The organism is Westiellopsis prolifica IICB1, from assembly GCF_004323185.1.
Lineage (GTDB): Bacteria > Cyanobacteriota > Cyanobacteriia > Cyanobacteriales > Nostocaceae > Pelatocladus > Pelatocladus prolificus_A.
Map to the genome: position 1 here is coordinate 185,076 of NZ_NAPS01000001.1, position 14,948 is coordinate 200,023.

Genomic DNA, 14,948 nt, shown 5'->3' on the forward strand with positions numbered 1-14,948 from the left:
CTAGTTTTATTCAAAAAATTCAATATATTTAGCTAATCCCCAATTTCAAATCCCCAATCCCTAATCCCCAATTCCCAATCCCCAATCCCCAATCCCCAATTCCCAATCCCCAATCCCCAATTCCCAATCCCCAATCCCCGTTCCTCGTTCAATTATCGATCGCATGATTCAAGGTAATGATCGCCAACTACGAATGATTGATTCATTACTGGAAATACATTCAACTGAAGTAGAAGGAATTACTCTCAATCAGGAAATCATCGAATTTAATACATTTATTCGAGAAGTAATTAAAAATGTCGAGCCAATGTTAAAGCAAAATCAGTCACAATTAAAAACATTGGTGCCTAGAGATTTACCGTTAGTATCTGCTGATTCTGTAAAATTACATAAAATATTTGTCAATTTATTTACTTATATTTTCCAAAGTAATCCACCGGGTCTAGACCTGCAACTTAGTGCGAAAGTAGAAGCAGATATGATGCGTTGTAGCATTAAATTTAACGGTACTCAAATGAGTAAGTTGGAGTGCGATCGCCTTTTCGAGTTATACGTTCACGATCCACAAGCACGTTTTTCTATAGGTATTGGCTTAAAGATGTACCTGTCTCGACAAATTATTAAGGCGCACGGAGGCGAAATTGGCGTTGAGAGTCATCATCAGCATGGAGTAATTTTTTGGTTTACACTACCATTAGCAATAAAACAAAAAATTTAATACCTTATACCATTTCACGAAAAGCCTGATACAAATACAGACCCTGTACCAGACGCGATATATCGCGTCTGGTACAAAATTTATATGGATCGTGATTAACGTGAAATGGTATTATCCTTACCAATGACAAATGACCAATGACGATTGTACAGACGCGAGGAACATCGCGTCTATACTAATAATTAATTAACTTTATTTGTGCCAACCTACTTATAAGCGATTTGGTCACAACTAATGAAGACCATAGGAAAAATATTGCAAAAATGGCGAAAAAAAGTTGTTTCTCAACAAAAGAAAACGCCAATAGCAGATTATATTGCCAATGAATACCAAAATTGGCGAAATAACTTTTTATGGCAGAAATTAAATTTATTGTTATGGCTGGCTTTCATCTGCATTTTAACGTTTACATTGCGAGACATTTATAACTTTTTCTTCCCTCTCAAAGAATTACAAAAACTACCAGAAGTACTCAGAACTCAAGCGCTATTCATGGATATTGCTATGTTTCTGAGTCTGGGTTTATGCATGGCTTTGCGTCGAACAAAATTTGGGCGTCAGCATCCAGGAATAGTATTTTTAAGTTCATCTTGGTCAATAAATCTTATCCCTCAAATTTTTGCAACTCTCAAAGGTTTTGCATTACCTGACACCTTAGGTTGGTCGCTTGTGTTCCTCAGTCAAGCAACGTTCCTACCAGTGCGCTGGACTCTGCATTTAACATCTCAACTAGGATTATTTATTTACTATTTTGGTATAAATAAAATATTTGAGCTAAAATTACCGCTCCCAGAACATCCGGAATTATACAATGTCACCTTTATTTTATATTTGTTCTGGTTCTGTGCTATTTGTAATCTCGGTGTTTATTTATATGATCGCCTACAACGCTCGGAATTTTACGCCCGTAAAGAACTAGAATTTGCCTATCAGAAATTAAGAGTTACAGAAGCGAAATATCGCAGTATATTTGAAAATGCTGTTGAAGGTATTTTCCAAAGTACTCCCGATGGACGCTACATTACTGCGAATCCAGCATTAGCACGTATTTATGGATACTCATCTGCAACAGAAGTAACAACTAATTTCACCGATATAGAACATCAGCTTTATGTTAATCCCAAAAGGCGTACAGAGTTTGTACGCTTAATTGAAGAATACGGAAAAGTATCTGAGTTTGAGTCACAAATTTATCGTCAAGATGGTAGTATCGTCTGGATTTCGGAAAAAGCATACGCAGTTCGTGACGAAAACGGGAAGCTACTTTACTACGAAGGACTAATAGAAGATATTACTAAACGTAAGCAAGTTGAGACAGCTTTACAAGAACAATTAGATTTTTTACAAGTTTTAATTGATACTATTCCAACGCCAGTTTTTTATAAAAATGCTGAAGGTTTTTATCTAGGTTGTAACAAAGCTTTTGAAGAAGGTTTGGGACTGAAGAAAGAGCAAATTATTGGCAAAACAGAGTATGAATTATCGCCCAAAGAACTAGCAGCAAAATATCAACAAGCAGATACAAATTTATTTGTACAACGAGGTGTGCAAAGTTACGAAGATTCAGTAGTGTACAAAGATGGCAAAAAACACGATGTGATTGTTTACAAAGCAACTTTTTGCAAAGCAGATGGATCTCTTGGTGGTTTAGTCGGAGTAATTTTAGATATTAGCGATCGCAAACGTACAGAAGAAGCATTACGAGTATTTGTCCATGCAGTCTCCCACGATTTACGCAACCCGGTTTTGGGTACACTGATGGTTTTGAATAATTTACTCGCACGGGGACAGGGGGGACAAGGGGGACAAGGGGGACAGGGGGGACAAAGGGGACAAGGGGACAGGAGGAATTTAGATATCTCCGCGTCAGAGCGTCTTTCACTCCCCGCGTCTTCTTCTGTTTCCTCTATTCCCGTTCCTCGGTCGATATTAGAACGGATGCAACAAAGCAGTGAGCGACAGCTAAATTTAATTAACTCACTGATGGAAGCTCATATGAGCGAAGTGCAAGGTATTGTTTTGCAACGTCAACCTGTAAGATTGCACAAAATTGTTGAAGATGCGATCGCAGATCTACAACCAATGTTGACAGAAAACCAAGTCACTTTGACCAACCTAGTCAAAGATGAACTACCCTTAGTGAGTGGCGATCCAACGCAACTATGGCGAGTATTTTCTAACTTAATTGTCAATGCAGTTAAACATAATCCTCCAGGATTGAGTATAACCATCAATGCGATCGCCCAGGAAGATAAGATTTACTGCACAGTTACCGATAATGGTGTGGGTTTAAGTCAAAAACAGTCCGAAAGACTATTTGATTTATACTTCCGGGGTAGCAATAACCGCAATTCTTTAAGCTTGGGATTAGGGTTATATCTGTGCAAACGCATTATCAAGGCTCACGGTGGAGAAATTGGTGTTGATAGCACACCAAATACAGGCGCAACTTTTTGGTTTACCTTACCTATTAATCAAGAATTTTAATGCGAATCGGATGGTTGGAGTGAACAATGCATTCCGATTATCCTTCCAAATGGTAAAGTGGGAGCGCGCTGCAAATCAGGTGGCAAATCTCCGTTTTGCTAGACTATAAACACATCTGGTCACGCAGGATTTTTGGAGTCATGAGCATCATCATTTCTCAACCCTTGCTCCTCCAAGGAAAAGATTCTTTACCCGTATTACCAGAAATTGAGCTTGCACTAACTGTTGATCAAGTTTTTGATTGGTTAAAAATGGGGTTATCTTAAGGCGGTGAACATAACGATCCACTACTCCTTATTGCCTGTTTTGTGTTCTCTCTTACCAAAGCCAGCAGTCGGATTTGAACCGACGACCTTCCGATTACAAGTCGGATGCACTACCACTGTGCTATGCTGGCGTAGCTTTGCTGATATTTAACATCAAGCGTCGCACTAATTTTTGATTATACCATAAGGCAGTTTAGTGTCAACTATCAATATCATGTGTGAGGTATGGGGCATAGTTAACCATTAACCAACTTTTTCTACCAAAAGGATGATGAAATTTTTGAGGAAATCGTGGTTTGTATAGTGGTTTGTAACACTGATATCATCGATAAAGTAATATAAACATCAAAGTTGCCTCAACTTATAGATGAGATACAGAAATATTTGGTAGAGTTTTAGAGCGCTACTTCTTGCACGACAGTGTGCAGAACAGAGAAGATATAATTTTTCTTTACAAACAAGAAGCATGGCATTGTTGAGCGGACGAGATTTATTAAGTCTGGCAGACCTCACTTCCCCAGAGGTCAAAGAACTCCTGCAAATGGCAATCCATTTGAAATCTCAACAGTTAAGTTTACGATGTAATAAAGTTTTGGGACTGTTGTTTTCCAAAGCTTCTACTCGCACACGCGTGAGTTTTTCCGTGGCGATGTATCAACTGGGTGGACAGGTAATAGATTTAAATCCAAATGTCACGCAAGTGAGTCGCGGTGAACCTGTGCAAGATACTGCTAGGGTTTTGGATAGATATTTGGATATTTTAGCAATTCGGACTTTTGCCCAACAGGAATTAGATACTTTTGCAAATTATGCCAAGATTCCTGTTATTAATGCTTTAACTGATTTAGAACATCCATGTCAGGTTTTAGCAGATTTATTGACAATTCAAGAGTGTTTTGGCGATTTATCTGGGCTAACCTTGACTTATGTTGGTGACGGTAATAATGTCGCCAATTCTTTGTTGTTGGGTTGTGCTTTGGTGGGGATGAATGTCAGAGTAGCCACACCAAATGGATTTGAACCAAATGCAACAATTATTGAAAAAGCACGAGCGATCGCCAATAATAAAACCCAAGTCATTCTCACAAATGATCCTGAAACTGCAACCAAAGGCGCCCACGTACTTTACACTGATGTTTGGGCAAGTATGGGTCAAGAATCAGAAGCAGACGATCGCCTCCCCATTTTTCAACCCTACCAAATTAACGAGCAACTATTGAGCATTGCTGACCCACAAGCGATCGTTTTACACTGTTTACCAGCCCATCGTGGCGAAGAAATTACTGACGCAGTGATTGAAGGTTCACAATCAAGAGTTTGGGATCAAGCCGAAAATCGTATGCATGTGCAGAAAGCTTTGCTTGCTAGTATTTTAGGAGCAGAGTAAACAAGTTATAAAGTTAGCGCAGACGCGAGAACATCGCGTCTGTACAAACTCAAAAGTCAAAATTTCTGACTTTTACTTTTAACTTTTTATTTTTACCTTTCCATCGGGGGGTTTTTTGTAGTACTAATGTTCTAAGGAACTATTTATTTTTACCTCCCTACAAATTTATGGAAAGATTAACTGAAGCGCAACGCGAACTTTACGATTGGTTAGCAGAATTTATCCGAGAACACCAGCATTCTCCTTCAATTCGGCAGATGATGGAAGCGATGAATTTAAAATCGCCAGCACCAATTCAAAGTCGCTTAGAACATCTCCGCACGAAAGGATACATTGAATGGAGTGAAGGAAAAGCACGAACAATTAGAATTTTACATCCATTAAAGCAAGGTGTACCGATTTTAGGAACAATTGCTGCTGGTGGATTAATAGAACCCTTCACCGATGCTGTCGAACATCTTGACTTTTCAAACATCTCCTTACCACCCCAAACCTATGCTTTGCGGGTAGCAGGCGACAGTATGATCGAAGATTCAATCGTTGATGGAGATTTGGTATTTTTGCGTCCCGTACCGGAACCAGACCAACTTAAAAATGGCACAATTGTCGCTGCGAGAGTAGATGGATACGGTACGACATTAAAACGATTGTACAAAGACGGCGATCGCATTATTCTCAAACCAGCCAATCCTAAATATAACCCCATCGAAGTAGCAGCCATGCAGGTACAGGTACAGGGTTCCCTGGTCGGTATCTGGCGTACTTATAGTTAAGGGGATCAGGGATCGCTTAAGGTGGGGCCCCCTCTGCGGAACTCGGGGCCCCCACTCCCCCAAGGGAGTGGGGATTAGGGGCGAAGGGGTAACGGGGATCGGGAATGTAGGAATTGATAGGACATTGGTGTTTTGTTTATCTCCTCCCTTATCCCCCTTGTCCCCCTTCCTTTATCCTCCTTGTCCCCCTTGTCCTCCTTGTCCCCTTTCCCCTTTCCCCTTTCCCCTTTCCCCAATCCCCAATCCCCTTTCCCCAATGTATCTGACACAGCAAAAAGTCCCGTCACTAAATACTTTCGCAACCACAGTTAATAAACCTTCGCAAAAGTATCGCCTGAAATTACCGTTTGCGGGTGAAAGTAAGGGTAATTATCAAACTCAGCAACCATTACCAGGATGTCCGCAAATGGCAGTATATCTGCAATTGCGACCCTATCAGCGTCAAGCTGTGAATAATTGGTTTGCCAACAACGGTAGAGGTACACTCAAAATGGCAACGGGTAGTGGTAAAACAATTACTGCACTTGCTGTTGTTTGCGAGTTATATAAACAAATTAACTTACAAGCATTGCTAGTAGTGTGTCCTTATCGTCATCTTGTCACCCAATGGGCGCGAGAATGTGAAAAATTTAATTTACAACCCATCTTAGCTTTTGAGAACTTACGCAATTGGCAAAGTCAACTTTCTAGTCAACTTTATAATGTCCATTCTGGTTCACAATCATTCATCACAATAATTACTACTAACTCCACTTTAATTGGTGATGGATTTCAATCTCAACTCAAGTATTTTCCCGAAAAAACTTTAATTATTGGTGATGAAGCTCATAATTTAGGCGCACCCAAATTAGAAGAAAGTTTACCCCGACGTGTCGGTTTGCGCCTAGCTTTATCTGCAACACCAGAAAGATATTTTGATGAAACTGGAACCCAATCTATCTTTAATTATTTTGGTTCGGTTCTCCAACCAGAGTTTACTTTAAAAGATGCTATTAATCAAGGTGCTTTAGTCCGTTATCTTTATTATCCAATTTTAGTAGAACTAACTGAAACCGAAAGCCGTACTTATGCAAAAATTACCCAGAAAATAGGCAAGGCTTTATTATATAGAGAAAAAGAAACCGGATATGCAAATTATTTTGAAGATAATGAAGATTTAAAACCATTGTTAATGCAAAGAGCTAGATTAATTGGTGCAGCAACGAATAAACTCAAAGCTTTGCGCGAATTAATGGCTACTCGTCGCGAAACAACTCATACTCTGTTCTATTGTAGCGATGGTTCTCAAGAAACAGGACAGCGCTCTAATTTACAGCAACTTAAAGAAGTTGCCAAGATTTTAGGAGTAGAATTAGGTTACAAAATCAACACCTACACCGCTCAAACTTCTTTAGAAGAAAGAGAAATTTTACGCCGTCAATTTGAAAGTGGAGAATTACAAGGTTTAGTTGCAATTCGCTGTTTAGATGAAGGTGTAGATATCCCAGCAATTCAAACTGCTGTAATCTTGGCAAGTTCTGGAAACCCTCGTCAATTTATCCAACGACGCGGACGAGTTTTACGTCCTCATACTGGGAAAGAACGAGCCACAATTTTTGACATGATTGTTTTACCACCCGATTTAGACAGAAAAACTTTAGAAGTAGAACGTAATTTGTTAAGAAAAGAATTGCGACGCTTTGTCGAATTTGCTGATTTAGCAGATAATGCTGGTGAAGCCAGAATTAAGTTACTTGATTTGCAAAAAAGGTATGAATTATTGGATCTTTGAAGGGAGCGGGGATTGGAAGGGGGACAAGGGAGACAAGGGAGACAAGGGAGACAAGGGAGAATTATTTAGCAAGTCTCTTCCCAATGACAAATGACCAATGACAAATGACCAATGACCAATGACCAATGACAAATGATAAATGACAAATGACAAATGACAAATAATATAGATGATGTTCAAGAACCAATAATAACTGCTCCTCCAGAGGTACGGCAAATTATTGAACAAGTATGGCAATTAGAAAAAAGCAGGTTGGATAAAAAAAGTAATAGCCATATCAATGATGATATTTTAAGGATAGTGAAGGATGCTGTGCGATGAAGTTAATTTCTATTAAATTATGCAACTTTCGCTCCTTTTATGGTAAAACTCCAGAAGTCATCCTTGCTCATGGAGATGCTAGCAACACAACAGTAATTCATGGGAATAATGGCGCAGGTAAAACTAGTTTTTTAAACGCATTTACTTGGGTGCTTTATGAAAAATTTAGTGCGGCTTTTTCCTCAGCAGAACAATTAGTAAATAAGCGTGCGATCGCAGAAGCAAAAATTGGACAACCTATCGAATGTTGGGTAGAAATTGTCTGGGAACATGATAATAAACGCTACCGCATCAAACGTGCTTGTCGGGTTTACAAAAATGAAACTGATTTTGAACCCGGTAAAACAGAATTGAGTATGTGGGTGGGTAAAGATGATGGTTCCTGGTATTTTGTTCCACCGAATCAAAATTTAGAAGATATCATCAATCAAATTTTACCCAGCAGCTTACATCAATATTTCTTTTTTGATGGAGAACGTATAGAACATATTGTGCGTTCTGATAAAAAAGCTGAAATTGCTGAAGCTACAAAAATTTTATTAGGAGTTGAGGTAATTAATCGCTCCATTAGACATTTAAGCGAAGCCAAGAAAACCCTCGAAAACGAATTAAAAGTTATTGGTGATTCGGAAACAAAACAGTTGCTCAAACAACAAAGTAAAATCGAGCAAGAAGTTGAACGTATTAACACTCGCCAAACAGAGCTTAAGCAAGAACTAGAATATCAGCAAACTATCAAAAAAGAAACTAGTAACCGTTTACGAGAACTCAGCGCTGCTAAGGAATTACAAGAAAGACGACAGAGTTTAGTATCACAAAAAACTCTCAATCAAGAAGAATTGAAAAAAAAGTGGGAAACACTGAAAAAAACAATTTCCACACGTGGATATACTGTTTTACTTTCCGAGACTACAGTACAATTTCGAGAGATAATTTCCAATTTAAAACAACGTGGTGAATTGACTCCTGGAATTTCGCGAGAATTCTTAGATAATTTACTCGATTCTCAACGTTGTATTTGTGGAACTCCATTGCACGAAGGAACTCACCCCCACACAAATGTTAAAATCTTGCTAGAACAAGCAGGTTCATCGGTAGTCGAAGAAACTGCGATTCGCATGAATGAACGAGTTGATGAAATTGATAAACAAGCGATCGCATTTTGGGAAGAAGTTGATCGAGAACAAGTAGGAATTAATCAGCTAAGACAAACTATCTCTCAAATCGAAGCAGATTTAGATAGTATCCAAGAACGATTGCGAAAAGATCCCAGTGAAGAAATTCGCAACTTACAAAAACGCTTGGATGAAATCGAAGAAAAAATTACTGATTTAACCTTAGAACAAGGGGCTAATCAACAGCAAATCGCTAACAATAAAACTGAAATTGAAAGCTTAAATAAGCAAATTACGAGACAAAAATTTAACGAAGAGCGCCAAGCACTCGCACAACGCCGAATTGCTGCAACCCAAGACGCAATTGATAGATTAAATTTAGTCAAAACACGCCAAGAACAACAATTTCGCTTGCAATTGGAAAAGCGAGTCCAAGAAATATTTAGCGAAATTTCATTTACACCTTACATTCCCAAAATCAGCGATAAATACGAACTGGCGCTAGTAGAAAATACCATTGGTATAGAATCACCAGTAGCAGCTTCCACTGGTGAAAATCAAATTCTCAGTTTATCTTTTATCGGCGGAATTATCGACAGGGTAAGAGAATGGAGTCAAAAAAGAATGTTGATGGTTCCAGATACTAGTACCTTACCAATTGTCATGGATTCACCCTTTGGTAGTTTGGATGTGATTAATCGTCGTCAGATTGCGAGAGTTATTCCTAAATTAGCAAATCAATTAGTGGTGTTAGTAACTAAAACCCAATGGCGAGGTGAAGTAGAAGCAGAAATAGCCGAGAGAATTGGTAGAGAATATATATTGGTTTATTATTCTTCTAAGCCTGATTGCGAACAAGATTATATAGAATTGGGAGGAGAAAGATATCCTCTTGTCAGACAAAGTCCCAATGAATTTGAGTATACAGAAATTATTGAAGTGAATCGTAACAATCTGGCATCATTATAAATAACAAAAATTAAACAAAGACATGATTTCAGATCCCCAACTTCTTTGAGGATACAGCTGGCGAATCAGGGGTGACACCCCTCACCGACGATTTTTCGTCATTCCACCAGATGTAGAGACGCGCCATGGCGCGTCTCTACAACCAATTTGTGGGCGAACGAGGGGTTTGACCCCCTATTCGCCAGCTGCATCCTTTGAGAAGTCGGGGATCTTGTTGTTCAGTCTACTTAGGTGAACTTTGTTTGTGTAGTAGTGTTAAGACTCGCGCTTTGTCATTTGCTGAAAAAATAGTTGAATCGCCAAAGCAACTAAACCGATCGCCACAAGTGCAAATACTCCAGAACCCAAAGCAGCTATACCCAAAACTAAAGTACGCACAGCTGAAGAAATTCTCAGCGCAAATACATTATCAGAATGAATTGGCTTGGCTGCAAAAGTTGTAGCGATGGAAACCATGAGAGAATAAGCAGCAAAAGCCAAAGACCCTGAAATCACAGCGCCAATTAAACTACGTAAAGGAGTAGCTTTAGCTTGCGTTTGAGTCTCTTCTGGATCATTCATAAAAATTACTTTTGGGAAAGGGGAACGGGGAACGGGGAAAGGGGAACGGGGAACAGTTATCAAAAAGAGCAAATGATAACTGATACCTGATAACTGATAACTGATAACTGATAACTGATAACTGTTACGATGCTATCTTAATACCGTGGCTCACAAACTCAGTCACAAATAATTCTAAATCTTCGTCGGGTATTGCTTCCCTGACACGTTGCTGAACTTGTTCTGCTTGCTGCTTTGAATCACACAGTGCAAATACACTCGGCCCAGAACCGGACATCATGGTTCCTAAAACCCCTTCTTGAGTTGCAAAGATTTCACGCAGTTGCAAAACTTGTGAATAAGCTGGTAATACTATTTTTTCTAAATCATTGTGCAGCTTGTCAGCGATTTCTTGGACATCTTGATGCAAAATCGCTTTCACCATTCCTCCAGAATGCACAGCCTCAGCCCGCGCTGTCAAACTTTCTTTATCTTTGATATACGAACTACCAAATGAAGTACGGTAGGTTTTATATGCCCAAGCAGTCGATACTTCTAAACTCCGATATTTTGCCAATACTATATATATATTGTTTAAACCAGCTAGAGCAGAAAGTTGCTCACCTCTACCTGTGGCGATCGCAGTACCACCAGCTACACAAAACGGTACATCGGAACCTAAAATCGCTCCTAGTTCTTCTAATTCCGACTGGGTAAGTCCCAAATTCCACAACAAGTCTATACCAACTAACACCGCTGCTGCATTTGTCGAACCACCAGCTAACCCAGCAGCAACAGGAATCCGTTTAGTAATTGTAATATCTACACCACCATACTTAGCATAAGCATCAGGAAATTCCGTTGCCATCAATTCCGCAGCCCGGTATGCTAAATTACTTTTATCTGTCGGTACTTGCGGATGGTCACAGTGAACACGAATCGCTTCTGTACTGGCTGTACGCAGATCAATTTGGTCAGCGAGGCTAATACTTTGCAGTATCATTGCTAACTCATGATAACCATCAGGGCGATCGCCAATGATTTCCAGATATAAATTAATTTTGGCAGGAGCGATGAGAGTATAGCTACGCATTTTTGGGGATAGGGGATTAGGGGGACAAGGAGAACACGGGGGACACGGGGGACACGGGGGACAAGGAAGTTACGACAATTGACTAATGACAATTGACCAATGACAATTGACCATTAATTGTACAGACGCGATGTTCCTCGCGTCTCTATCCACTAACCATTAACCCCTAACTGATTGCTTAAAGCAACCCATTGCTCTACGCTGAGTTCTTCAGCACGAACTTGAGGATTTATTTGTAATTTTTCCAGTAATTCGGTCAAGCGATCGCGTTCTACAATTGATTGCAAATTATTGCGTAGCATTTTGCGCTTGGCTCCAAAGCCTAATTTTACCAAAGTATCTAGTTGGCGCGGGTCATTGGCTGCGGGTTCGATGTTGCGGGGAATCAATCGCACTACCGCAGAGTCTACTTTCGGCGGTGGATAAAATGCTTTGGCTGGCACAATACTAATTAACTCACACTCGGCTAAATATTGTACCCGCACTGTTAACGCTCCACATGCTTTGGAACCTGGTTTAGCTACAACTCTGTCTGCGACTTCTTTTTGAATCAGCAAAACGATCGCATCATAAGGTTTTGGATTAGGATTAGCAATTGTCCCCAAAAGCTTTTCGATAATCGGCCCGGTGATATTGTAGGGAATATTTGCCACAACTTTATTCGGGTTTTGAAAAGCTGGAAATCCTTCTAGTAAAGATGAGACATCCAACTCTAAAAAATCCCCTTGTAAAAGCAAAAAATTTTCGCGCTTACCCAATCCTTTAGCTAAATTTTCACACAAATCGCGGTCAATTTCCACTGCAACTAAAGATTCGACTAAGGGTAATAAACGACGAGTTAAAATGCCAGTACCAGGGCCAATTTCCAGAATGCGAGCCTCCTTCAGAGGAGCTTCGCTAACGCTCGGTTTTAATTTTGCAGCTTGAACAATTTCTGCGAGTGCTTTTTCACTGTTGAGCCAATGTTGACCAAAAATTTTGCGCGGTCGGATCATTAATTTTACTCTTTATTATAAACAAAGGCAGTCGCGGGTCTTCAGATCCCCGACTTTTTAAAAAAGTCGGGGATCTATCGCTACGCCAACAAAAATCAAATAGGAGTCTTATACAATAATTACAGATAATTATTGGTTAAGTTTGCTTAGTTATTTTTATGCGCGATCGCATATAGCAATCCTAATTGAGTTGTGAGAAAATACGGAATTCCAGATCCCCGACTTCTCAAAGAAGTCGGGGATCTTGCCTCTCACGAATGATTTAGGATTGCTATAGTATTTAAAACTATATCTGTAAATCTGCCTTTTGGCATTGGTTCAATATCCGGGAAAGAAATATACTTGGCATCGAGGAGTGAGTAGTGGAGCAGTTTGAGTTTGATGTTTTTCTAGCTCACAATAGCAAAGACAAGCCTCAAGTCAGAGCGATCGCTCAAGAATTGACTCGCTACAATCTGAAACCGTGGTTTGATGAAGAGCAAATTTTCCCAGGAGACAATATTCAGCAAGTCGTTTCTCAAGGGATTTCCCAGTCTAAAGTTGGTGCTTTCTTTATTAGTCAAAATGGCTTGGGGACTTTTCAGGAGAATCTGGAACTTGGCGCCATCATTCAATTTTTTCTGAGAAAACACAAAAACCAAGGTTTTCGTGTGATTCCCATCCTACTTGGAATCAACGATATTCCAGACAGTTTATTTTATTTGAGTCAATGGGCGTGGATTACATTTACCAGTTCCAATGATGAAGCAGCATTAAAAAGTTTAATACGCGGGATTAGAGGTCGAGGTGCAGAATTACCAGCACCACCAGTAATTCAAATCCCGGATACACCTCTGATAATTGAGCCAAAACAACCTCCTCTACAAACCTTCCAATTTGAAACTGTCACCGTCAATGCACAAGGAAACATCACCAACCGTCGTAACTGCGAAGCAAAATACTTTGTTGAAGACTTGGGAAATGGTGTCACCTTGGAAATGGTACAGATACCAGGTGGTAGATTTCTCATGGGTTCACCACCAGGGGAAGCAGGAAGATATGAAGATGAAAGTCCACAGCATGAGGTTACAGTTCCTAGCTTTTTCATGGGTAAGTATGTAGTTACCCAAGCACAATATCAGGCAATTATGGGTAGTAACCCTTCTAGGTTCAAAGGGGAAAGACGACCTGTAGAAACAGTATCTTGGCATGATGCTGTAGAATTCTGCAAACGCCTAAGTGAAAAGACGGAGCGCACTTATAGACTACCCAGCGAAGCGGAATGGGAATATGCAGCTCGTGCAGGTACAACTACGCCCTTTTATTTTGGCGAAACAATTACCACTGATTTAGCAAACTACGACGGAAATTATACTTACGGCTCTGCACCAAAAGGTGAATATCGTCAACAAACAACAGATGTAGGAAAATTTCCTCCTAACTCTTTCGGTTTGTACGATATGTGTGGTAATCTATTCGAGTGGTGTCTAGATAAATATCATAATAATTACGACGGAGCGCCGACAGACGGTAGTGCGTGGTTAGAAGGTAGCGATGATAACAAGCTGCTGCGTGGCGGTTCTTGGAACTCCTATCCAGGGGTTTGTCGCTCTCCTGATCGCAATAGGTACGTCCCTGTCAATCGCTTCGACCTTGTTGGTTTTCGACCTTGTTGGTTTTCGGTTGGTGGTGTTGGTTGCGTGAGGACTCCTTTCACTTTCCCCTCTCGCACTCTTGCCCTTTACACTTCTTATTCTTTTCTCTTCTTCCCGCGCGAAGCGCGATCAAATATTTTTTTCAAAAATCGGGTGTCTTTGCCTACAGATTATCATACACTATTTTTAATCAGTTTTCTCACTTGTTTGAGAAATTGCAGGTGGGGCAGGAAATCAGTTATCAGTTATCAGTTATCAGTTATCAGTTATACTAAAAACTGCTTGTAGTATATCAGTCAATCATGAATAGTTTAGTTTATGAGAAAGCATATAAATTTGCCATTCGGATTGTAAACGCCTACAAATATATTTCCGAAGAGAAGAAAGAATATATTTTATCGAAGCAATTAATCAGAAGCGGAACATCAATCGGAGCCAATATTGCTGAAGCTAATGGAGCAATATCTCAAGCAGATTTTTCCGCCAAAATTTCTATTGCTTATAAAGAATGCTTGGAAACGAAATATTGGCTTTCTTTGTTAAAAGATACAGAATACATTGAGCAAAAAGCGTTTGATAGCATTTATCAGGATGCAGATGAAATAGGAAAAATTCTGTTCTCAATCCTCAAAAAAACAAAAATTAACCACCAATCAATAGACTGATAACTGAGAACTGAGAACTGATAACTGATAGGCTTGGTAGGTTGCAAAACCGAACAGTTGTCCGACTCAATCATTTTTTGACAATAAAATATGCAATATCCAAAATATTGTGTAGAGACGCGATATATCGCGTCTCTACATACCAAAATAATGACGAAAAATTATTCACTGAGAAGTATTGCAATGCGATCGCCACAACTAATTATTGCATTAG

At 39.6% G+C, this 14,948-nt stretch carries 13 protein-coding genes and 1 tRNA gene; 10 read left to right on the forward strand and 4 right to left on the reverse strand.

What is annotated here, in order from left to right; translation table 11 throughout:
- The first annotated feature begins 163 nt into the window (after window positions 1–163).
- From B4U84_RS00800 to B4U84_RS00810, 3 genes are all read left to right on the forward strand, one after another.
- A complete protein-coding gene (locus B4U84_RS00800) occupies window positions 164–718 on the forward strand; it encodes a sensor histidine kinase (RefSeq protein ID WP_242677507.1) in 555 nt (184 codons plus the stop codon).
- Between the two features lie 234 nt (window positions 719–952).
- Window positions 953–3,205, forward strand: a complete 2,253-nt coding sequence (locus B4U84_RS00805) for a PAS domain-containing sensor histidine kinase (protein WP_131115016.1) — start codon at window positions 953–955, stop codon at window positions 3,203–3,205.
- Between the two features lie 140 nt (window positions 3,206–3,345).
- Window positions 3,346–3,471: a hypothetical protein gene (locus B4U84_RS00810; protein ID WP_510650792.1), complete on the forward strand. Its 126-nt coding sequence runs from the start codon at window positions 3,346–3,348 to the stop codon at window positions 3,469–3,471.
- 59 nt (window positions 3,472–3,530) lie between these two features.
- Here B4U84_RS00810 and B4U84_RS00815 read toward each other — a convergent pair.
- Window positions 3,531–3,602 (reverse strand) — tRNA-Thr (locus B4U84_RS00815).
- 335 nt (window positions 3,603–3,937) lie between these two features.
- Between B4U84_RS00815 and argF the strand changes: the two genes are divergently transcribed.
- The 5 genes from argF to B4U84_RS00840 all read left to right on the forward strand — a co-directional run bounded on the left by argF (window position 3,938) and on the right by B4U84_RS00840 (window position 9,807).
- Entirely contained in the window at window positions 3,938–4,858 is a 921-nt protein-coding gene (gene argF, locus B4U84_RS00820; RefSeq protein WP_131115018.1) for an ornithine carbamoyltransferase, read from the forward strand.
- 167 nt (window positions 4,859–5,025) lie between these two features.
- The gene (gene lexA / locus B4U84_RS00825; RefSeq protein ID WP_131115020.1) at window positions 5,026–5,631 is read left to right on the forward strand and encodes a transcriptional repressor LexA; all 606 of its coding nucleotides are present in this window, start codon (window positions 5,026–5,028) and stop codon (window positions 5,629–5,631) included.
- Between the two features lie 256 nt (window positions 5,632–5,887).
- Window positions 5,888–7,402: a DNA phosphorothioation system restriction enzyme gene (locus B4U84_RS00830; protein ID WP_131115022.1), complete on the forward strand. Its 1,515-nt coding sequence runs from the start codon at window positions 5,888–5,890 to the stop codon at window positions 7,400–7,402.
- 153 nt (window positions 7,403–7,555) lie between these two features.
- Window positions 7,556–7,723, forward strand: a complete 168-nt coding sequence (locus B4U84_RS30230) for a hypothetical protein (RefSeq protein ID WP_017312482.1) — start codon at window positions 7,556–7,558, stop codon at window positions 7,721–7,723.
- Window positions 7,720–9,807 carry an AAA family ATPase gene (locus B4U84_RS00840; RefSeq protein WP_131115026.1) on the forward strand — a complete coding sequence of 696 codons (2,088 nt, stop codon included), beginning with the start codon at window positions 7,720–7,722 and terminating at the stop codon, window positions 9,805–9,807. The genes B4U84_RS30230 and B4U84_RS00840 overlap by 4 nt, the downstream gene beginning before the upstream one ends.
- A 255-nt stretch (window positions 9,808–10,062) precedes the next feature.
- Here B4U84_RS00840 and B4U84_RS00845 read toward each other — a convergent pair whose 3' ends face one another.
- The 3 genes from B4U84_RS00845 to rsmA form a co-directional block, all read right to left on the reverse strand.
- Window positions 10,063–10,368 (reverse strand): DUF3082 domain-containing protein, encoded by a 306-nt coding sequence (locus B4U84_RS00845; RefSeq protein WP_131115028.1) that lies wholly within the window; start codon window positions 10,366–10,368, stop codon window positions 10,063–10,065.
- Window positions 10,369–10,492: 124 nt separating this feature from the next.
- Window positions 10,493–11,440, reverse strand: a complete 948-nt coding sequence (gene ispE, locus B4U84_RS00850; protein WP_131115029.1) for a 4-(cytidine 5'-diphospho)-2-C-methyl-D-erythritol kinase — start codon at window positions 11,438–11,440, stop codon at window positions 10,493–10,495.
- 152 nt (window positions 11,441–11,592) lie between these two features.
- Window positions 11,593–12,435, reverse strand: coding sequence for a 16S rRNA (adenine(1518)-N(6)/adenine(1519)-N(6))-dimethyltransferase RsmA (gene rsmA / locus B4U84_RS00855; RefSeq protein WP_131115032.1), 843 nt, complete (start codon window positions 12,433–12,435; stop codon window positions 11,593–11,595).
- Window positions 12,436–12,797: 362 nt separating this feature from the next.
- On the opposite strand from rsmA, the gene B4U84_RS00860 reads away from it, so the two are divergent.
- Together B4U84_RS00860 and B4U84_RS00865 are read left to right on the forward strand one after the other, a co-directional pair.
- Window positions 12,798–14,357, forward strand: coding sequence for an SUMF1/EgtB/PvdO family nonheme iron enzyme (locus tag B4U84_RS00860; protein ID WP_131115034.1), 1,560 nt, complete (start codon window positions 12,798–12,800; stop codon window positions 14,355–14,357).
- A 14-nt stretch (window positions 14,358–14,371) separates the two neighbouring features.
- Complete coding sequence (locus B4U84_RS00865) at window positions 14,372–14,734, forward strand: four helix bundle protein (protein WP_131115036.1); 363 nt, start codon at window positions 14,372–14,374, stop codon at window positions 14,732–14,734.
- Window positions 14,735–14,948: the final 214 nt, after the last annotated feature.

Excerpts from the sequence above, each read along its gene's own strand:
- B4U84_RS00800 (WP_242677507.1), top strand. The coding sequence starts at position 164 with ATGATTCAAGGTAATGATCGCCAACTACGAATGATTGATTCATTACTG.
- B4U84_RS00805 (WP_131115016.1), top strand. The coding sequence starts at position 953 with ATGAAGACCATAGGAAAAATATTGCAAAAATGGCGAAAAAAAGTTGTT.
- B4U84_RS00810 (WP_510650792.1), top strand. The coding sequence starts at position 3,346 with ATGAGCATCATCATTTCTCAACCCTTGCTCCTCCAAGGAAAAGATTCT.
- argF (WP_131115018.1), top strand. The coding sequence starts at position 3,938 with ATGGCATTGTTGAGCGGACGAGATTTATTAAGTCTGGCAGACCTCACT.
- lexA (WP_131115020.1), top strand. The coding sequence starts at position 5,026 with ATGGAAAGATTAACTGAAGCGCAACGCGAACTTTACGATTGGTTAGCA.
- B4U84_RS00830 (WP_131115022.1), top strand. The coding sequence starts at position 5,888 with ATGTATCTGACACAGCAAAAAGTCCCGTCACTAAATACTTTCGCAACC.
- B4U84_RS30230 (WP_017312482.1), top strand. The coding sequence starts at position 7,556 with ATGACAAATAATATAGATGATGTTCAAGAACCAATAATAACTGCTCCT.
- B4U84_RS00840 (WP_131115026.1), top strand. The coding sequence starts at position 7,720 with ATGAAGTTAATTTCTATTAAATTATGCAACTTTCGCTCCTTTTATGGT.
- B4U84_RS00845 (WP_131115028.1), bottom strand. The coding sequence starts at position 10,368 with ATGAATGATCCAGAAGAGACTCAAACGCAAGCTAAAGCTACTCCTTTA.
- ispE (WP_131115029.1), bottom strand. The coding sequence starts at position 11,440 with ATGCGTAGCTATACTCTCATCGCTCCTGCCAAAATTAATTTATATCTG.
- rsmA (WP_131115032.1), bottom strand. The coding sequence starts at position 12,435 with ATGATCCGACCGCGCAAAATTTTTGGTCAACATTGGCTCAACAGTGAA.
- B4U84_RS00865 (WP_131115036.1), top strand. The coding sequence starts at position 14,372 with ATGAATAGTTTAGTTTATGAGAAAGCATATAAATTTGCCATTCGGATT.